The organism is Microbacterium sp. Z10_103 (genome assembly GCF_058310455.1).
In genome coordinates this window covers 147,878-166,610 of sequence record NZ_JBZEGK010000001.1, presented here as the reverse complement: position 1 = coordinate 166,610, position 18,733 = coordinate 147,878, and the positions used below count along the sequence as shown (strand labels likewise).

Genomic DNA, 18,733 nt, shown 5'->3' with positions numbered 1-18,733 from the left:
GAGTCCTTCTGTCCCGACCGTCAGCCGACAGCCGTGAAGATGTCGATGGTGCCCGACTTGAGCGTGACGATGGCGCGCTTGGTGTCCTTGCGCTTTCCCGTCCCGAAGCGGGTGCGGCGTGCCTTGCCGGTGCGGTTCAGCGTGTTCACCGCAGCGACCTTCACGCCGAAGATCTTCTCGATGGCGAGCTTGATCTCGGTCTTGGTGGCGCGGGTGTCCACGTAGAACGTGTACTTGCCCTCGTCGATGAGCCCGTAGCTCTTCTCGGAGACGACCGGCTTCAGGATGACGTCGCGCGGGTCCTTGTTGACGGTCATGCCGAGACCTCCTCGGTGGAGCCGGCCTTCGACGCGACGAACGCGTCGTAGGCGGCCTTGGTGAAAATGATGTCGTCGGAGACGAGCACGTCGTAGGCGTTGAGCTGGTCGAAGCTCAGCACGTGGACGTACGCGAGGTTGCGGACGCTCTTGATGGCGAGTTCGTCACCGCGCTCGATCACGACGAGGACGTTCCTCTTCGCCGGAGCGAGAGCGGAAACGACGGCCACAGCCGCCTTGGTGGACGGGGCGCCCTCGATGCCGAACGAGTCGACGACGTGGAGACGGTCACCGCGAGCGCGGTCGCTCAGTGCGCCCAGGAGCGCGGCGGCGATCATCTTCTTGGGGGTGCGCTGGCCGTAGTCGCGAGGCTTGGGCCCGTGGACGATGCCACCACCGGTCATGTGCGGCGCGCGGATCGAGCCCTGACGGGCGTTACCCGTGCCCTTCTGCTTGAAGGGCTTGCGGCCGGCACCGGAGACCTCGCCACGACGCTTGGTCGAGTGCGTGCCCTGGCGAGCCGCCGCGCGCTGCGCGACGACGACCTGGTGGATGAGGGGGATGTTCGTCTTGACGTCGAACAGGGCGGCGGGCAGCTCCACGGAGCCGGCCTTTCCGCCGTCTGCCTTCACGACGTCGAGCGCGAGAGTCGAGTCAGCCATGGAATCAGGCACCCTTCACTGCGTTGCGGACGTAGACGATGCGGCCGCGTGCGCCGGGAACCGCGCCCTTGACGAGCAGCAGACCCTTCTCGGCGTCGACGGCGTGCACCGTGAGGTTGAGGACGGTCACGCGCTCGCCACCCATACGGCCGGCCATGCGCATGCCCTTGAAGACACGGCTCGGGGTCGACGAGGCGCCGATCGAGCCGGGCTTGCGGTGGTTGCGGTGCGAACCGTGCGAAGCGGAGACGCCCTTGAAGTTGTGGCGCTTCATGACACCCGCGGTGCCCTTGCCCTTGCTGGTGCCGACGACGTCGACCAGCTGGCCGGCCTCGAAGAGGCCTTCCACGGTGAGCTCCTGACCGAGTGAGTAGTCAGCAGCATCCGCCGTGCGCACCTCGGTGAGGTGGCGGCGAGGGGTGACGCCGGCCGCCTCGAAGTGGGCGGTGAGCGGCTTGTTCACCTTGCGGGGGTCGATCTGGCCGTAGGCGATCTGAACGGCGTTGTAGCCGTCCTTCTCCGGCGTGCGCACCTGGGTGACGACGTTCGGAGCGACCTCGATGACGGTGACGGGAACGAGCTTGCCGTTCGCGTCCCAAACCTGGGTCATGCCGAGCTTGGTGCCCAGCAGTCCCTTCGAAACTTTGGAGTTGATATCAGCCATGTCGGACCTCAGAGCTTGATCTCGATGTTGACGTCGGCCGGGAGGTCGAGACGCATCAGCGAGTCGACGGCCTTGGGCGTCGGGTCGATGATGTCGATGAGGCGCTTGTGGGTGCGCATCTCGAAGTGCTCGCGGCTGTCCTTGTACTTGTGCGGCGACCGGATGACGACGACGACGTTCTTCTCGGTCGGCAACGGCACAGGGCCGACGACCGTGGCGCCGGCGCGGGTCACGGTGTCGACGATCTTGCGCGCGGACGAGTCCAGTCCGGCGTGATCGTACGACTTCAGGCGAATGCGGATCTTCTGTCCCGCCATTGTCTGCTCACTCTCTTTCTCGCGTCTTACCACTGTGTTCATTAGGACCACGGGCATTGGACGCACGGTGGCGCTTGCGCGCCTGGCACTTCGGCACCCTTTCGGGCGATGCTGCACCGCTGTTCTGCTGTCAAACCGCACGCTTTCGCATCCGGCCCGACCCGCCCCGCGCGCGGACGCACGGCTCCGGAGGGAGCACAGGGGGTCGGTGTGTTGTTCTGCTGCCCGCGGCCTAGGTCGTCACGCTTGCGCGCTGCCTATGCACTGCCCTGGCAGTGATCCGGAGCACGCACGTGGCGGCTCCCGGAATGTGGAACTGCCCTAGTCTACGTGCAGCCCGGGCGTGTCGCAAACCCGGGCGTGTCGCATCCGGGACCGCAGGCCTCAGGACGTCGGCGCATCCGCCTCCCGGCGTCGATCCCGCAGGAGCAGTCCCGCCGCTCCCCCACCCAGGGCCAGCAGAGCGAACAGGAGGAGCGCGAGCTCGGGCACGCCGCCGGTGGCCGGCAGCGTCGACACCCGCACGAGCGCGTCGTCGCTGTCGGTGCCGCGATCGTCCGGGTCGCCGAAGGTGTGGTGTTCCACGACGGCGATGTTGCGGATGGTGCGCTGGCCTGCGGTCGGGCTCGCGATGGCGTCGAGCGTGATGGTCGGGGCGCTGGAGGCGCCGAGCCCCGATCCGGCCGGATGAAGCGGCCCGTACAGCTCGCAGCGCAGCGTTCCGCCGTATCCGTTGCTGTTCTGGCCCGTCACGGCGCACGTGCGCCAGTTCGGGAACACGTCGGGGTCGCCCTCCCCCGGCCAGGACACGCCGGTGATGCGGATCTCCGCCGGGATCTCGTCGGTGACGACGATCCCCTCTGCCGCAGAGTCGTCGCTGACGTTGGCCGTCTCCAGCTGGTAGGAGAAGTCCCCCCCGGGCGCCACGCGTTCGACGGCGGTGGTCTTCTCGATCCGCACCTCCGAGTGGCGCGCGGCAGCACAGTCTCCGCCGGCGGGCATCGCGGCTATCCGGAACGTCTGGCTCGGGTTGACGGTGAGGGTCAGGGTGGTGGCGCCGCGCCAGGCGAAGTCGGCCTCGCTGGGATCGACGATGAGTCCGTTGACGACGAGTTGCGCCTGCTGCTCCGGCGTCATGACGGTCGTGGTGCCGGGGAGGTAATACCCGCCACCAGGGGCGTAGTCCGACGCGCGCAGCGGCCGCAGGCCGGCGTTGTCGATCCCGATGCCGGCGGGCGTGGAGGTCACGCCCACCCACGGGAACTCGTCCGTGTGGACCGTCGACCCTCCGGGGTAGGACCGCTCGAACGAAGCCGGATCGGTCGCCGTGCTCGCACCATCCGGCGTCCACGAAAGCTCGACCGGCTCGGCCACGAGATCGGGCGTCTTGACCAGGGTGAAGCCGAGGGTGGGGACATCCGTCACGCAGCGCGTGAACACCGCCGCGGCGATGTCGCGGGTCTGGACCGTGATGTCGTCGCAGTCGTTGCTCGGGTCGCTGTCGCCCACCGCCGTGACGCACGCCTCGTTGACGAGGGCGCTCGCGGGCAGCTCCGGCGTCGGCGCAGGGTCGTCGGGGCCGAGCGCGACCACGTCGGGGGCAGGCAGCGCACCCACCGTCACCGAGAGCCGGATCTGTGCGCTCGCACCCGGCGCGAGCCGCGCCGCGCTCAGCGCCACGCCATTGTCCTCGTCCACGAGCGCCGGCGCGTTGTCGTTCGACCAGCCTGGGGCCGCAGAGAGATCGATCGCGGTGACGATCAGGCGGCTCGGAACGGGGTCGGCGACCCTCACGTCCGTCGCATCCAGGGTGCCGTTGTTCGTCACCGTGAGCACGTAGTCGAACGTGGCGCCGGCTTCCAGCGGTCCTTCCACGCCGTCGGTGGTCTTGACGATCCCGACGTCGTCGAAGGGCACGAGCTCGCACGCGTCGTCGTCGGCGCGGTACCCGCCCGACGCGACGGTCGCGGTGTTGGTGATGGGGACGCCGGGCGCCTCGATGTCGTCGCACTGCACCGGCTCGCCGGTCGGCGTCGCGGTGATGCGCACCTGCGCGGTGATGGTGAACAGGTGCTCCCGGACGCCGTCGGCGGCAGGGTCGAAGGTGCCGGTCACGATCGTCCATGTGCCGGTGCCGTCCCACGAGGGCTGGTCCGGTGCCGGGGTGTCGGCCGTGCCCGCCTCCGCGGTCCATTCGCCGGCCAGCTCGACGCCCTCCGGAAGGTCGGGAACGTCGGTGAGGACGTACCCGATCGGCGGAAGGGGGTCGGCGGCGTCGTCGGGATAACGCACCGCGATGTCGTAGACGACCGACCACAGCCCGGTGTCGGGGTCGAGCACCGCCTCGCCCACGGCGGTCTTCTCCACCTCCGGGAACGCCGGCTCCGAGCACGCGCGCACGTCGGTCTCCACGGTCGCCGAGGTCAGTTGCGCGGTGTTGAGGAACCCGCCCGCCCCGTCGGCCAGGCACGCGGTGGTGCCGCCCTCCACCGCGGCTGCGGTGACGGCGGCCACCACGCGCACGGTGTACGTGTGGGTCGCCCCGGCCGCGATCGCCGTGCCGGAGGCGAGCACCGCCGGTTCGGGCGAGAACGTGAAGTCGCCGGAGGACTGTCCCGACCACGAGGCGCTGCGAATGTCGATGCCGTCGCCGAAATCGAGCGTGTCGGTGAGGTCGTACGCCGCCGACAGCCCCTTCGGGTTGTCTTCGCCGAGCGGGGGCAGGGTCACCTGGAGGTCGTACTCGATGGTCCAGAGGCCCGTCTGCGGGTCCTGCTCGGTGGTCGTCACCGTCTTCGCCACGGACGGGTACACCCGCTCGTCGACGGGGATGCAGTCGGTGGCGTCGATCGGGATGTCGCCGACCTGCAGCAGGGCGGCGTTGAAGAACCCGCTGCCGGCCTCGCCGGTGCAGGCGGCGTCATCCTCGCTGTAGGCATCGGTGAGCTCGACCTGCCACGTCACGCGGTACACGTGGGTCGCACCGGCGGCCAGCGGGACGCCGGTGACGAAGTCCACGCCGCGAGTCACGGGCAGGAGCGGCTGGACCTCCGTGTCGGTGCGCTGGGCCGTCCCGGCGTCGAGGGTGACGCCTTCCGGGAAGGACGGGCTGTCGGCGAGCGAGTAGAAGGTGTCGTAGCCGCCCGAGGTGACGGTGAGGTCATACGTGACGGTCCATCGCGTGGGTGCGTCGGGATCCTGGGTCACCGCGACGCCGACCTTGTCGATCGTCGGCAGGGCGGGTTCGGAGCAGTCGGAGGCCGAAACCTCCTCGCCGGCGACGGTGAGCGTGGTGGTGTTCAGGAACCCGCCGGCCGTCGTGCCGTCGCACGCGAGCTCGCCGCCCTCCCACGCCGCCGCGTCGATGCCGGCACGGGCGACGACGGTGTAGGTCTCCGTGGTGCCCGGCGCGAGTGCGCGGTCCGTCGCGAGGGTGGCCGTGCCGTCGGCGGCGAAGTCGCCCGTGCCGGTGGGACCCGTCCACGTGGCACCCTCGACCGTGATGTCGCCGCCGAACTGCAGGGTGTCGTCGAGGCTGTAGACCGCCGCGAGCGAATCCGAGGCGTTCGCCACCGCGATGTCGTACGTGATCTGCCAGGTGCCGTCCGCCAGCTGCAGCGTCGAGGTCACCGTCTTGGTGACGTCGGCGTCGGGGCGCTCGATCTGAGCGCAGTCGGACGAGGAGGGCTCGGCGATGCCGTTCGTGACCGTCGCGGTGTTCCACACGCCGCCGCCCTCGCCGATGACCGGGCCGCAGGTGAGCGCCTCGTCGCCGACGGATGCCGCCACCGTCACGGTGCGCGAGAGCGTATACGTGTGCGTCGCACCGGCGGGAAGCGTGCCGGTCGCGAGCGGCCCGTCTCCCACCGGATCGGGGCTGCGCACGAACGTGCCACCGCCGACGGCAACGGGATCCGAGGCCGTCCACGTACCCCCGGTGACGCCGGCGGGCAGCTCCCCGGCAATATCGGTGAGATCGTAGGCCAGCTCGATCTGGCTGGGGTTGGCCACGGCGACCCGGTAGCTGAGCGTCCACTCGCCCGTGGTGAGGTTCTGCACCGAGGGCTGCGCGATCTTCTCGACGGTCGGAGCGGCCGGGACGGCGCATCCGGTGTCGCTCGCCTCGCCGCCGGGGTAGGTCGCCTCGGCGGTGTTGAAGAATCCGCCTCCGGTCGTCGAGCACTCCAGCGCCGACGCGTCGACCGGGGTGCGGTTCACCTCGGCCGTGATCACGTACGTGTACTCGTCGGTGCCGCCGGCCTCCAGAGGCACGTCGGTCACATCGGGCGCGCCCTCCCACCCCTGTGTGAGGACGGTGAAGCTGGCGTCGAAGCCGGGCACGTCGGTGAGCGAGTAGGTCGTGGGCAGGGTGCTGCTGGTGTTGGTGACGACGACGGGGTAGCGGATGGTCCATATCCCGTCGGCGGACTGCGCCGCTGCGCCGTCGGACTTCTCGATCGTCACCGGGACGACGACATCGTCGTTGGTCAGCGTGCATGTGACGGCGTCACCGGGCTGGAGGGTCAGCTCCGGAGCCGCCCTCGTCGTGTCGGGATATCCGGTGCAGCTCAGGGTCGTCCAGTCGTATCCGTCCGGCCCCGTCTCGCCGATCGTGTAGGGGACCCCTGCTGTCACAGGCTGCGAGGTGACCGCGGGGGTGCCGCTCGCGCCGCTCAGGTTCGGGCCATCGGGGGTCGTCGCCGTGAGGGTCCAGTCCGTTGCGACCGCGGTGCCGCCGGTGTCGGTGACGACCCGCTTCACCAGGGTGAGGGTGGGGGCGACGTCGTCGTTGACGAAGCGGTACACCGGGCTGCCGAGAGCCGGGACCGTGACCTCCCAGTCTCCCGCGGCGTTCTGCCGCGGGTAGCCGGCCGGATCGGGGTTGGCCTCGACATCCACCCACTCCTCGCCCACGCGCTGCTGCAGACGCGAGAACTCGTACCCCTCGACGGCCGACTCCTCGGTGAGGGTGTACACGTGGTCGGGGCGCACCTGGATGATGCTCGCCGCCGAGACCTCCTCGGATCCCGTCACGGTGGTGGGCGTGAGACCTTCGAGGGTCGCCGGGGTGGCCGTGAGCTCCCATTCGTCGGCCGTGGCCGAGCCGCCATCGTCCTCGACGAGGGTCTTCAGCAGGGTGAGCTGAGCGTCCTGGTTCACGAAGGTGCACTGCACGCGGTAGCCCAGGGGCACGTTCACGCCGCCGTTGATCCCGTCCGAGTAGCCGCTGCCGGGATACCTGTCGCCGTTCTCGTCGACGCGGATGCACGTCGCCGACCCCGTGGACAGGGGGTTGGCCTGCAGGTCGGTACGCTCGTCGACCTGCACGTAGCGGGCGTCGCCGCCGCTCTCGAAGAGCTGGTAGCGGGCGTCCGGGGTGACCTCCTGCGACGTCGCCTCGTCGGCACCGGATGCACCGGAGAACCCGGGGAGTCCCTCGGCAACCGGTGCGTCGGGCAGGAAGGACGCGTTGAGCGTCCAGCTGGTCGGATCGGCGTCGCCGCCGTCCACCTCCTTGGCGAGGGTGAGGCGGCTCTCGCACGTGACGGTGTTGGTGATCGTCGCGGTGTTCTGCGCCTGCGTCAGCGCCAGGTCGTACCCGTCGCCGAGCGGCGTCTGGACGGTCTGTCCGTTGACGCTGGTCACCGCGGAGGTGCCGGTGCACAGGGTGGGGTCGATGAGGGTGAGCTGCTCGGAGAGGGTGACGGCGTCGCCCTGGGCGTATCCGGTCCGCGTGACGCCCCATCCCTGACCGGTCGCGCCCGCGCCGTCCGGCCCGGTGAGCTGCAGCTGCGCGGAGAGATCGCTCGGCTGCGCGCCCTCCTCGTACGTCACGCCGTTGACGATCCAACTCTTGCTCACGGTGATGTCGGCCTCTGGCGAGGGGGCGCGGTTGTAGACGGTGCAGTTGACCGCCTGCGTGCTGGGCACGGTGACCGTGAAGCCGTTCGTCGGCGAGGCAGTGGGCACGACCGGGTCACCGGTGTTCAGATTCGTGCACACCGCGTTCTGCGCGTCCACCGGCTGCAGCGTGAACCCGGGCTGCTGCGCCTCGGTGACGGTCACCGTTGCCGCATCCGTGCCGCCGGGGTACTCCAGTCGGTAGCTCACCGTGCCCGTACCGGTCGCGGTCGTCGTGAGCACCGGCTCGGGCGTCGTGACGCCGGGCGTGCCGATGTCGCTGGTGAATTGCCAGCCGGCGCCGGCGGGCGTCGCCCCCTCGATCGAGTCGGCCGGAGCGGACGCGGGAACGATCTGCTTGGTGACGGTCAGGTCTCCCTCGCAGTTGCCGAGGGCGAGCGTGCGCAGCGCCGTCCCCACAGCGGCGTAATTGGCGGTCTGGTAGTAGTCGGCCGACGTGCCGTTGGAACCGTCGTAGGCGGTGGGGCCGGAGATGGCGCGGAGGTTCAGCGCCGTCGCGGCGCCGCTCGCTCCGTCACCGACGCCGAACGCGATGAGCCGTGTGGGGGACCCGCCTGCCGGCCCGGCCTTCAGGGCGTTGGCGGAGAAGATGCCGTTCTCGGTCTCGCGGAAGCGATTGAAGTTGCCCGGCCCCTGGTAGGGCTGGTTGTAAAGGGTGGGATCGCCGTCGGTGATGATCACGGCGAGGTCGAAGTTGTTCGCCGCCGTGTTCGCCGCAGCCGCCACACCGAGTCCCCGGTCCCAGTTCGTGCCGCCCACCGCCGTCCAGTTCGCGTACCGGTTCTTGAAGGCATCGGCCTGGGTGGCCGTGGCCACGGAGGTCAGGCTCGGGTAGTTCGCGCTGGCCCCCTCCGCCGGCGTGACGGTGGAGAAGGAGAACAGTGACATGCGCGACGGCGTCCCCGCGAGCGAGTCGACGAACGTGTCGGCGGCGGCCTTCAGCTGCCCCGTACTGGATCCGACCGACCCCGATAGGTCGAGGATCAGCGCGACGTCGAGGCCGCAGGAGGCGCTCAGGGTCGGATTGTTGCGCGACTGCTGCCAGATGCCGCCGGATGCCGTCGCCTGCGAGCCCGACGACAGCATGAAGTTGCTGGCGTTCTGCGAGCTGTAGACGTTGCCGGCACGCAGCTGGGTGCCGGTACGGAACTGGTACGCGGTGGCCGTGCCGCCTCCGGTGCCGGGCCCGGTGCGCAGCGACGGGTTGGCGTAGTACCCCTCCGGCACGCTGGCCTGAACCACCCAGTACCGGTCGTCGCGATTGGCCTGGGGGAAGCCGAACGCCCCCACGCCGGTGTTGGGCACGACGAACGAGCAGTCCCCGGCGGCGTCCGACGTGCACTTGGCCCATCCGTCGGCGGTGCCGGCCACCCCGTCGGGGCGCGTGCCGTTCGGCCCGGACGCGCCGCCCTCGTTCAGCAGGAGCACCACGCCGGCGAGGTTCGTCACCCCGGTGATCCCGGTGCGGTCGGAGCCGACCTTCACGGTGATCACGGCCGTGGTGGAGCCCGGTTCGGGCACGGCGAGGACGCCCACATCCGCGGGCTCGTCCGTGGCCTGCGGGGCGGGCTGCGGCTGAGTGGGGGTCGGTGCCGGGGTGGTTCCCTCCGTGGGCGGCACCGGCTCGGCGGTGGGAGCGGCGGGCTCTTCGGGCGGCGCGGGGACCGGCGCCGCGGGCGCAGGCGGCGCGGGCTCAGGCGGCGCGGGCTCCGGCGAGGGCGCCGGGGAAGGAGCGGGCGCCTCCGGCGCGGGCGGCGCGTCCTGCTCGGGCGGGACGGCTGCGGCGGACTCCGCCGGGCCGGCAGGAGGGGTGACAGCGGCCATGGCCGGCGCACCGGCGCCGGTGAACACGAGCACCGCGGTCAGCAGTGCCACGACACCGCCGCTGTACCATGGGCGACCCAGTCCGAGTCGGCGCGGGGCGGCGGACGCCCCCCTGTGTGTGCCTCTGATCATGACCACCTCGTTGACGCATGTCGACGGGGTGACCAGCACCCTTTGGCGCACCGAACGTAAACCGGCGCTCTGGCAACAGGGAAGGGCCCTTCGACCCGGGACCCTGGGATGGGGCCTTAAGTCCTATCGCCGAAAGAAGGGATGAGGTGGTGGGAGCGGAGGAGAAGCGACGACGGCGTGGATGCCCCGTATCAGCGCGTGCTGTCCTCGAGACCCGCGGCGAGATTCTGGTGCGCGAGCCTGCGGAGCGCCGCCAATACCGGCTCCCCCAGCGCCGTACCGAGCACCGCGTACTGGATCGAGGCCCGCGGGTTCTCGCGCGGCAACGCGTCGACTTCGGCACGAGCGATGGCTGCCATGTGCTCTCCGTAGAGCCGAAGTTGCGCCCGGTCGATGGTGACCCCCGACTCCTCCGCTGCGGCCAGCGCAGCGTCCAGCTGAGCAAAGGCCGCCATGCGATCCTCCGACCTCGCGTAGGCAGGCCCGAGATCGGTCAGCGCGGCCCGAGCGCGCGGGGACGCGGCCTCGCCCTCCCCGGGGGTCGCCGCATCGGACGCCGCACTGCCCGCCAGCGCCTCGATGGCCTGCCCGAGCATGTGGTACAGCGAGCCCTCGGGATGGTCGATGATCTCGAGGATCCGCTTCGCACGGTTCAGCGGCAATCCCGCGACGACGGTGAGTGAACGGATCAGCCGGAGCCGCTGCAGGTGTGACTCGTCGTAATCCGCGCGGCGGGCGCTCGTCACCCGGCCGGGCGGAAGCATGCCTTCTCGAATGTAGAACTTCACGGTTGCCAGGGGCACGTCGGCCCGGCTGACCAGTTCAGAAATCCTCATGTTGACTCCTTTGGATATCTGTACTATCTTACTCATAGATAGTTGACTATCTAGAAAAGGAGCGGCTCGAAATGTCCGCTGCACGAGTTCTGACCAACTTCCGAACGTGGCTCATCCCGCTGATGCTCATCCTCGGAATCTCCGCCCTCTTCCCCGCGATCTATCTGTCGAGCACGACCGACCCGCAGGCGAACCTCGAGAACCTCCCCGTGGGGCTCGTCGTCGAGGAACAGTCCGGGAGCGCGCCGGCTCTGGCCTCTTCGGTCGCCGATGCCATCGAGGACGGCGGCGGGGGAAAGATCGCCTTCACTCGGATGACCGACGGGGAGATGTCGCTCGCCATGGAGGAGGACCGGATCGCCGGTGCGGTCGTGCTCCCCGCGGACTTCGACGCTTCCATAGCCACGTTGCTGCCCACCGGTGGGCCCGTATCCGTACCGACCGTGACGATTTTCGCCAACGCCGGTGACGGCGGCCTGAGCAACGGGCTGCTCAGCGGCAACGTGGTCCCGCTGCTTCATGGCGTCGCACAGGAGCTCGGCGCCCGTCTCACGGCCGGTGCTGCTCCGCTGCCTGCGGCCAATGCCGCACTGCTGGCGGAACCGTTCGACATCACCTCGACCGCCTTCGACCCGCTGCCCGCACATGCGGGCCTCGGCACCAGCGCCTTCTACTACGCACTCATCCTTGTTCTCATCGCGTTCATCGGCGCATCCCTGATCGGGCCGCTCGTCGACTCCGCCCTGGGATTCGCGCCGAGCGAGGTGGGCCCCGTCGTCCAGCGACGACCGTTCGTACCGACATCACGTCTGCGGACGTACCTCGGAAAGCTCTCCATCCTGCTGATCGCTTCACCGGTGGCCGCGCTCGTGCTGCAGACGATGGCGACACAGGTGATCGGCATCCCGATCGGGGACCCCTGGGCCCTCTGGCTGTTCTCCAGCGCCGTCATCGCCGCGGTCGGCGCCAGCGCCCTGACCGTCTTCGCAATCTTCGGCCCCGGCATCGGCGCCCTCGTCAACACGGTGTTCTTCATCGCTTTGGCAATGGCCTCGTCCGGCGGAACCGTTCCTCTGGAGGCCACTCCCCCGTTCTTCCAGTGGACCTCGAGCTTCGCACCGTTCCGCCCCATCGTCGACGGCATCCGCTCGCTGTTCTACTTCGACGGGAACCCCGCGGCAGGACTCGCCGACGCGTGGGTGAGCGTCGGGATCGGGGGCGCGATCGGCATCGCGCTCGGGCTGCTCGTCACCACCCTCTACGGCAAGGTTCCGGCATTCAGCCGCAGCCCCCGCCCTTCCACCGTCGCGTCATCCTGACCGCCGGCCCTTCCACCGCACCACACCCGGCTGCTCAGCAGCCAGAAAGAGAATCATGTCTACTAGCGAATACACCCTGGAACGTCGCGCCCGCCGGATCGTCGTCGCGAAGAACGTCTACAAGGCGATCATCGGCCTCTGGGTCCTGGCCGCGGCTGCACAGCTGCTGATCTGGGGGCTCACCACACCGGGCGGCTACTTCTGGCCCGTGTGGTCCCTCCTCGGGATGACCGTCGCCGCCGTCATCGCGGGACTGCTGATCTACGGCCGGACGCCCTTCCGCGTACGGCAGGATCAGGTCGCCCGGGAGATCAGCCGCTTGCAGGCCGACGGCCGCTGACCGAAGCTCCCACACCCGCAGGCTCCCCGCACTCATGCGGGGAGCCTGCGGTGTTGTGTCGGCTACTGGTTGCCGACGTGCTTGTCGACGTTCGCTCGCGTCTCGTCGACCTTGGCCCGGTGCTCCTGCGGAACGACCTTCTTGATGGCGTCGGCCGCGCCATCGAGAACGCGGTCGCTGACATCCTCGGCACGCTCGGACTTCAGCGCTTCCTCGATCTTGTCGCGGTTCTGCTCGAACAACTGCTTGCCCTTGTTGACGATGTCATCCACACCCATGGGTGCTCCTTCCGATCCGTTCTCGCCATTGTGCCCGGTCGGCGGAGATCTCCGGGAGGGCTGGACACGGAACGGCGAAGGCCCCCCGTCCGCGGACGAGGGGCCTTCGTGCGAAATGCGGGTCTCAGCTCTCCTGAGCCTGGCGACGACGGATCATCGCGACGCTCGTGACGGCGATACCGGCGGCGAGCAAGGCGCCACCACCGATCCAGACGCTGGTCATGGATGCCGCGTCGATACCGGTCGCCGGCAGCCCGCCGGCCGCAGCGACGGAGATCGTGACGCTGGCCGGGTCGACCGACGCGCTGTCAGCGGTCAGCGTGTACGTGCCGGTCGCGTTCGAGGGCAGGGTGACCACGACGGATGCGGTGCCGTCGGCAGCGGCCGTCTTCACCTCGGTGGTGGAGGTGACCGCGGTGCGGACGATGGCGAGGTGCTGGTCGGCGACACTCTCACCCGTCAGGGTGAAGGTGACGTCCTCACCGGGAGTGAACCCGCCGAAGACGTAGGTGGCGCTGGCGCCGGGCGCCAGAGCGGCCGCACCCGAGACGACCTGGGTGTCGGGGTAGGCGGCGGATCCAGCGGCCATGGCGGCGGCGGGAACGGCGGTGAAGGCGGCGGCCGCGATGACGACAGCGGCAAACTTTGTGTGAAGGTTCTTCATTCGATACTCCGATGCTGGATTTCGTGCAGAGGACACGAAGCAGGGATACGTAGATCCATCCGCGATCGAACTGGATGGGGGAGGTGGCACCTTTCCCCGCTACTTCTCCGTCAATCTATCGAGATTCTCAGGAAAACCACAACTGACCGCTAACTGAGTCCCAGTTTGTTCATCTGAACGAAACAAACGACAGCCTCCGGATACGACGACAGGGGCCGGGCCCGAAGGCCCGACCCCTGTCGGTGAAGTCGAAAGACTTACTTGAGGATCTTCGTCACCGTGCCGGCGCCGACGGTGCGGCCACCCTCACGGATCGCGAAGCCGAGGCCCTCTTCCATGGCGATCGGCTGGATGAGCTCGACCGACATCTCGGTGGTGTCACCGGGCATGACCATCTCGGTGCCCTCGGGGAGCGTGATGACGCCGGTGACGTCCGTGGTGCGGAAGTAGAACTGCGGGCGGTAGTTCGTGAAGAACGGGTTGTGACGGCCACCCTCGTCCTTCGAGAGGATGTACGCGGTTCCCTCGAAGTTGGTGTGCGGCGTAACCGAACCCGGCTTCACGACGACCTGGCCGCGCTCGACGTCGTCACGCTTGGTGCCACGAAGAAGCAGACCACAGTTCTCGCCGGCCCACGCCTCGTCGAGCTGCTTGTGGAACATCTCGATACCGGTGACCGTCGTCTTCTGCGTCGGGCGGATGCCGACGATCTCGACCTCGGAGTTGATCGCCAGCGTGCCACGCTCGGCGCGACCGGTGACGACCGTGCCACGGCCGGTGATGGTGAAGACGTCCTCGATCGGCATGAGGAACGGCTTGTCCTTGTCACGCACCGGGTCGGGGATGGACTCGTCGACGGCTTCCATGAGCTCGACGATCGAGTTGACCCACTGCTCGTCACCCTCGAGAGCCTTGAGGCCCGAGACGCGGACGACGGGAGCGTTGTCGCCGTCGAAGTCCTGGCTGGAGAGCAGCTCGCGGACCTCGAGCTCGACGAGCTCCAGGATCTCCTCGTCGTCGACCATGTCGGCCTTGTTCAGCGCGACGAGCAGGTACGGCACGCCGACCTGCTTGGCGAGCAGAACGTGCTCACGGGTCTGAGCCATCGGGCCGTCGGTCGCGGCGACCACGAGGATCGCGCCGTCCATCTGTGCGGCACCGGTGATCATGTTCTTGATGTAGTCAGCGTGGCCCGGGGCGTCGACGTGGGCGTAGTGACGCTTCGGGGTCTCGTACTCGACGTGCGAGATGTTGATGGTGATGCCGCGCTGGCGCTCTTCGGGCGCCGAGTCGATCGACGCGAAGTCGCGCTGAACGTTGGTCGACGACGGGTACTTGTCGGCGAGCACCTTCGAGATCGCGGCGGTGAGCGTGGTCTTGCCGTGGTCAACGTGACCGATGGTTCCGATGTTGACGTGCGGCTTGGTGCGCTCGAACTTGGCCTTAGCCACTGGGTCCTCCTCAGGACGTTCGTGTAGGACTTCCGGGCACTGGGTTGCGACCGGACAGCTACGGGGATGGTTCTCAGATTACTAGAGAGTCGGTATTGAGTTTGCTGGATGCCGGGGGCCCGTCGCCAGGCTCGGGAACCCCCGACATCCGGGCGAGTGTTACTCGCCCTTGGTCTTCTGGATGATCTCGTCAGCGACCGCGCGAGGAACCTCGGCGTAGCTGTCGAACTCCATCGAGTAGACGGCGCGGCCCGAGGTCTTCGAGCGGAGATCGCCGATGTAGCCGAACATCTCGGATAGCGGGACGTTGGCCCGGACGACCTTGACGCCGGCGGCGTCTTCCATCGACTGGATCTGGCCACGACGGGAGTTCAGGTCGCCGATGACGTCGCCCATGTACTCCTCGGGCGTGCGCACCTCGACGGCCATGATCGGCTCGAGGATGACCGGGTTCGCCTTGCGCACGGCCTCCTTGAAGCCCATGGAACCGGCGATCTTGAACGCCATCTCCGAGGAGTCGACGTCGTGCGCGGCGCCATCGGTCAGCGTCGCCTTGACGCCGACCATGGGGTAGCCCGCGAGCACGCCCACAGCCATCGCATCCTGGAAGCCCTGGTTGGTCGGCTCGATGTACTCGCGCGGGATCCGGCCACCACTGACCTTGTTCTCGAACTCGTACGTCTTGTCGGCCGTGACCTCGAGAGGTGCCAGCGCGAACTGGATCTTCGCGAACTGACCCGACCCACCGGTCTGCTTCTTGTGCGTGTAGTCGTGACGCTCGACGGCCTTCTTGATCGTCTCGCGGTACGCCACCTGCGGCTTGCCGACGTTGGCCTCGACCTTGAATTCCCGCTTCATGCGGTCCACGAGGATGTCGAGGTGCAACTCGCCCATGCCGCGGATGACCGTCTGACCGGTGTCGGAGTTCTGCTCGACGCGGAACGTCGGGTCCTCCTCCGCGAGTTTCTGGATCGCGAGACCCAGCTTCTCCTGATCGGCCTTCGTCTTCGGCTCGATGGCGACCTCGATGACCGGCTCGGGGAACGTCATCGACTCGAGCACAACCTGGTGCTGCGCATCGGAGAGCGTGTCACCGGTAGTGGTGTCCTTGAGCCCGATGACGGCATAGATGTGCCCGGCGGTGACGGCGTCGACCGGGTTCTCCTTGTTCGCGTACATCTGGAAGATCTTCCCGATGCGCTCTTTCTTGCTCTTGGTCGAGTTGACCACCTGGCTCCCCGAGTCGAGGTGACCCGAGTAGACGCGGATGTAGGTCAGGCGACCGAAGAACGGGTGCGTCACGATCTTGAACGCGAGCGCCGTGAACGGCTCATCGCGGTCGGCGTGACGCTCGATGATGGTCTCTTCGTTCTTCGGGTCGTGCGCCTCGATCGCGGGCACGTCGAGGGGAGAGGGGAGGTAGTCGATGACGGCGTCGAGCATCGGCTGCACGCCGCGGTTCTTGAACGCCGATCCGCAGAGCACGGGGTAGAGCTCCGAGTTGACGGTCATCTTCCGGATGGCGGCCTTGATCTCGGCGACGGTGAGACCCTCGCCACTGAAGTGCTTCTCGAGCAGGGCCTCGTCGGACTCGGCGACCGTCTCGAGCAGCATCTCGCGATACTTCGCGACGACGTCGGCCATGTCGGCCGGGATCTCCTGCACGTCGTACTTGGCGCCCATGGTCACATCACCCTTGGCGTCACCGGCCCACACCAGGGCGCGCATCTCGACGAGGTCGACCACGCCGACGAAGTCGTTCTCGGCGCCGATGGGGAGCTGGATGACGAGCGGCTTCGCCTTGAGCTTGTTGACGATCGTGTCGACGGTGAAGTAGAAGTCGGCACCGAGCTTGTCCATCTTGTTGACGAAGCAGATACGGGGCACGTCGTACTTGTCGGCCTGGCGCCACACCGTCTCGGACTGGGGCTCGACGCCCTCCTTGCCGTCGAACACCGCGACGGCGCCGTCGAGCACGCGGAGCGAGCGCTCGACCTCGACGGTGAAGTCGACGTGACCGGGGGTGTCGATGATGTTGATCTGGTTCTTGTCCCAGAAGCACGTCACGGCGGCGGACGTGATCGTGATCCCGCGCTCCTGCTCCTGCTCCATCCAGTCGGTCGTGGACGCGCCATCGTGCGTCTCGCCGATCTTGTGGTTGGTTCCGGTGTAGTACAGGATGCGCTCGGTCGTCGTCGTCTTGCCGGCATCGATGTGCGCCATGATGCCGATGTTGCGGACCTTGGTGAGGTCGGTGAGCACTTCTTGTGCCACGGGGGTTTTCCTTTACATCTTGTGGGGTGCATCCGGCCGGGGACAGTGTCCCCGGCCGGATGCAGAAAAGCTGTTTACCAGCGGTAGTGCGCGAAGGCGCGGTTCGACTCGGCCATCTTGTGAGTGTCTTCGCGGCGCTTGACCGCGGCACCCAGGCCGTTCGAGGCATCCAGGATCTCGTTCTGGAGGCGCTCGGTCATGGTCTTCTCACGACGGCCCTTGGCGTAGCTGACGAGCCAGCGCAGGGCGAGCGTGTTGGCGCGGTGAGGCTTGACCTCGACCGGCACCTGGTAGGTGGAACCACCGACGCGGCGGCTCTTGACCTCAAGGGTGGGGCGCACGTTGTCGAGCGCCTTCTTGAGGGTGGCGACCGCATCCTGGCCGTTCTTGGTCTCGACGCCGCGCAGCGCGGTGTACACGATCGATTCGGCGATGGACTTCTTGCCGTCGACGAGGATCTTGTTCACGAGCTGGGTGACGACGGGAGCGCCGTACACCGGATCGTTGACGACGGGACGCTTGGGGGCGGGACCCTTACGAGGCATCTAACTCAACCCTTCTTCGCGCCGTAGCGGCTACGGGCCTGCTTGCGGTTCTTCACGGCCTGGGTGTCCAGGGCGCCGCGGACGATCTTGTAGCGCACACCGGGAAGGTCCTTCACACGGCCGCCACGCACGAGCACGAGCGAGTGCTCCTGCAGGTTGTGGCCCTCGCCGGGAATGTAGGCGGTGACCTCGGCGCCGTTGCGGAGCTTGACACGGGCGACCTTGCGCATCGCCGAGTTCGGCTTCTTGGGCGTGGTCGTGTACACGCGGGTGCAGACGCCTGCCTGCTGCGGGTTCGACTTCAGTGCGGGAGCCTTGGTCTTCGAGACCTTCGGCGCACGCCCCTTGCGAACCAACTGCTGAATGGTTGGCACGTTCTCTCCTTGATAATGCTGCACGGTGACAGCCATGTGGTTTCACCACAGACCCGCCCGCGCGCCCGGAAAACCGGCGCGATCTTTGGTGGGTATGCCGTGGGGGTGGCCTGTTCGCAGGCCGTTCCCTGAGATGCCGCGCGTACCCGCCTGCAGCGAGCCGGGGCACGACGCAGAGCGCGCATGTGCGCACACCCGACTAATGATACGCGCGTCCGGGAGGGGTGGCAAACGCGGGATTCAGCCGAGAGCGAGCAGAAGCATTCCTCCCGCGGCCGCGAGAGCCGCGAGCGCCGCCACGCACACGACGATCGTCACCCAGCGGCGACGGCGCCGCCGCATCCGTTGGGCCGCCCCCACCGCGGTGGCGTCCCTGCCGACGGGATGCTGCGGCGCGCGGGGGGCCGGAGCGCGACGTTCGACGATCTCCGGCTGGGAGAGGCGGGGACGGTAGATCTCGCGGGACTCCGGCTCGGGGATCCGCGCGGTGCGCCGCCCCTCGGGGCCGGTGGCTCCGGGCGTCGCGGTTCCGGGCGTCGCCTTCCCCGGTTCCGCATCCGCGGGGCGGGGCCGGAGCGCTGTGGCGTCCGGCTCCGGCTCGGGCTCCGGCTCCGGCTCCGGCTCCGGATGCACGGGTTGCTCCGCCGGCAGAGCGGTCCGGCGCCGGCCTGCTGGGGCGGGGGCGCGCGCGACCAGCGCCGTCGCGTCGTCGAAGCCGGCGTCGGGTTCCGGGTCGGGCGACGAGCCCGGCCACGCCCGCAGGCGCCCCGCCCAGATGGTGACGTCGTCCTCGTCGGCCGGTTCGGTCATGTCC

The 18,733-nt window shown here is 68.5% G+C and carries 15 protein-coding genes; 2 read left to right on the top strand and 13 right to left on the bottom strand.

Annotated elements, in window-relative coordinates; translation table 11 throughout:
• Window positions 1-20: 20 nt before the first annotated feature.
• The 6 genes from rplW to AC4FS2_RS00650 all read right to left on the bottom strand — a co-directional run bounded on the left by rplW (window position 21) and on the right by AC4FS2_RS00650 (window position 10,674).
• Complete coding sequence (gene rplW / locus AC4FS2_RS00675; protein ID WP_491154405.1) at window positions 21-317, bottom strand: 50S ribosomal protein L23; 297 nt, start codon at window positions 315-317, stop codon at window positions 21-23.
• The gene (rplD, locus tag AC4FS2_RS00670; protein ID WP_491154407.1) at window positions 314-979 is read right to left on the bottom strand and encodes a 50S ribosomal protein L4; all 666 of its coding nucleotides are present in this window, start codon (window positions 977-979) and stop codon (window positions 314-316) included. Before rplD ends, rplW begins: the two co-directional genes overlap by 4 nt.
• A 4-nt stretch (window positions 980-983) precedes the next feature.
• The gene (gene rplC / locus AC4FS2_RS00665) at window positions 984-1,643 is read right to left on the bottom strand and encodes a 50S ribosomal protein L3 (protein WP_491154409.1); all 660 of its coding nucleotides are present in this window, start codon (window positions 1,641-1,643) and stop codon (window positions 984-986) included.
• Window positions 1,644-1,651: 8 nt separating this feature from the next.
• A complete protein-coding gene (gene rpsJ, locus AC4FS2_RS00660; protein ID WP_045246810.1) occupies window positions 1,652-1,960 on the bottom strand; it encodes a 30S ribosomal protein S10 in 309 nt (102 codons plus the stop codon).
• Window positions 1,961-2,344: 384 nt separating this feature from the next.
• Entirely contained in the window at window positions 2,345-9,838 is a 7,494-nt protein-coding gene (locus tag AC4FS2_RS00655) for a hypothetical protein (protein ID WP_491176069.1), read from the bottom strand.
• Between the two features lie 191 nt (window positions 9,839-10,029).
• Window positions 10,030-10,674: a MerR family transcriptional regulator gene (locus AC4FS2_RS00650; protein WP_491176067.1), complete on the bottom strand. Its 645-nt coding sequence runs from the start codon at window positions 10,672-10,674 to the stop codon at window positions 10,030-10,032.
• Between the two features lie 71 nt (window positions 10,675-10,745).
• Here AC4FS2_RS00650 and AC4FS2_RS00645 point away from each other — a divergent pair, with 71 nt between their 5' ends.
• Window positions 10,746-11,993 carry a YhgE/Pip domain-containing protein gene (locus AC4FS2_RS00645; RefSeq protein ID WP_491154414.1) on the top strand — a complete coding sequence of 416 codons (1,248 nt, stop codon included), beginning with the start codon at window positions 10,746-10,748 and terminating at the stop codon, window positions 11,991-11,993.
• 55 nt (window positions 11,994-12,048) lie between these two features.
• Window positions 12,049-12,333, top strand: a complete 285-nt coding sequence (locus AC4FS2_RS00640; RefSeq protein WP_491176065.1) for a hypothetical protein — start codon at window positions 12,049-12,051, stop codon at window positions 12,331-12,333.
• A gap of 62 nt (window positions 12,334-12,395) precedes the next feature.
• On the opposite strand, the gene AC4FS2_RS00635 is transcribed toward AC4FS2_RS00640, so the two are convergent.
• The 7 genes from AC4FS2_RS00635 to AC4FS2_RS00605 all read right to left on the bottom strand — a co-directional run bounded on the left by AC4FS2_RS00635 (window position 12,396) and on the right by AC4FS2_RS00605 (window position 18,729).
• Window positions 12,396-12,611, bottom strand: coding sequence for a hypothetical protein (locus AC4FS2_RS00635; protein ID WP_491154418.1), 216 nt, complete (start codon window positions 12,609-12,611; stop codon window positions 12,396-12,398).
• A 124-nt stretch (window positions 12,612-12,735) separates the two neighbouring features.
• On the bottom strand, window positions 12,736-13,275 hold the full coding sequence (locus AC4FS2_RS00630; RefSeq protein ID WP_491154420.1) for an LPXTG cell wall anchor domain-containing protein: 540 nt from the start codon (window positions 13,273-13,275) through the stop codon (window positions 12,736-12,738).
• 257 nt (window positions 13,276-13,532) lie between these two features.
• Window positions 13,533-14,726 (bottom strand): elongation factor Tu, encoded by a 1,194-nt coding sequence (gene tuf, locus AC4FS2_RS00625; RefSeq protein WP_491154422.1) that lies wholly within the window; start codon window positions 14,724-14,726, stop codon window positions 13,533-13,535.
• Window positions 14,727-14,885: 159 nt separating this feature from the next.
• Window positions 14,886-17,000: an elongation factor G gene (gene fusA, locus AC4FS2_RS00620; RefSeq protein ID WP_491154424.1), complete on the bottom strand. Its 2,115-nt coding sequence runs from the start codon at window positions 16,998-17,000 to the stop codon at window positions 14,886-14,888.
• Window positions 17,001-17,074: 74 nt separating this feature from the next.
• Window positions 17,075-17,545, bottom strand: coding sequence for a 30S ribosomal protein S7 (gene rpsG / locus AC4FS2_RS00615; protein WP_150920673.1), 471 nt, complete (start codon window positions 17,543-17,545; stop codon window positions 17,075-17,077).
• 5 nt (window positions 17,546-17,550) lie between these two features.
• Window positions 17,551-17,919: a 30S ribosomal protein S12 gene (gene rpsL, locus AC4FS2_RS00610; protein ID WP_484510388.1), complete on the bottom strand. Its 369-nt coding sequence runs from the start codon at window positions 17,917-17,919 to the stop codon at window positions 17,551-17,553.
• 240 nt (window positions 17,920-18,159) lie between these two features.
• Window positions 18,160-18,729: a hypothetical protein gene (locus tag AC4FS2_RS00605; RefSeq protein ID WP_491176063.1), complete on the bottom strand. Its 570-nt coding sequence runs from the start codon at window positions 18,727-18,729 to the stop codon at window positions 18,160-18,162.
• Between the last annotated feature and the right edge of the window lie 4 nt (window positions 18,730-18,733).

What these genes read in the sequence shown, in the direction of transcription:
- rplW (WP_491154405.1), bottom strand. Translation starts at nt 317, where the DNA reads ATGACCGTCAACAAGGACCCGCGCGACGTCATCCTGAAGCCGGTCGTC.
- rplD (WP_491154407.1), bottom strand. Translation starts at nt 979, where the DNA reads ATGGCTGACTCGACTCTCGCGCTCGACGTCGTGAAGGCAGACGGCGGA.
- rplC (WP_491154409.1), bottom strand. Translation starts at nt 1,643, where the DNA reads ATGGCTGATATCAACTCCAAAGTTTCGAAGGGACTGCTGGGCACCAAG.
- rpsJ (WP_045246810.1), bottom strand. Translation starts at nt 1,960, where the DNA reads ATGGCGGGACAGAAGATCCGCATTCGCCTGAAGTCGTACGATCACGCC.
- AC4FS2_RS00655 (WP_491176069.1), bottom strand. Translation starts at nt 9,838, where the DNA reads ATGATCAGAGGCACACACAGGGGGGCGTCCGCCGCCCCGCGCCGACTC.
- AC4FS2_RS00650 (WP_491176067.1), bottom strand. Translation starts at nt 10,674, where the DNA reads ATGAGGATTTCTGAACTGGTCAGCCGGGCCGACGTGCCCCTGGCAACC.
- AC4FS2_RS00645 (WP_491154414.1), top strand. Translation starts at nt 10,746, where the DNA reads ATGTCCGCTGCACGAGTTCTGACCAACTTCCGAACGTGGCTCATCCCG.
- AC4FS2_RS00640 (WP_491176065.1), top strand. Translation starts at nt 12,049, where the DNA reads ATGTCTACTAGCGAATACACCCTGGAACGTCGCGCCCGCCGGATCGTC.
- AC4FS2_RS00635 (WP_491154418.1), bottom strand. Translation starts at nt 12,611, where the DNA reads ATGGGTGTGGATGACATCGTCAACAAGGGCAAGCAGTTGTTCGAGCAG.
- AC4FS2_RS00630 (WP_491154420.1), bottom strand. Translation starts at nt 13,275, where the DNA reads ATGAAGAACCTTCACACAAAGTTTGCCGCTGTCGTCATCGCGGCCGCC.
- rpsG (WP_150920673.1), bottom strand. Translation starts at nt 17,545, where the DNA reads ATGCCTCGTAAGGGTCCCGCCCCCAAGCGTCCCGTCGTCAACGATCCG.
- AC4FS2_RS00605 (WP_491176063.1), bottom strand. Translation starts at nt 18,729, where the DNA reads ATGACCGAACCGGCCGACGAGGACGACGTCACCATCTGGGCGGGGCGC.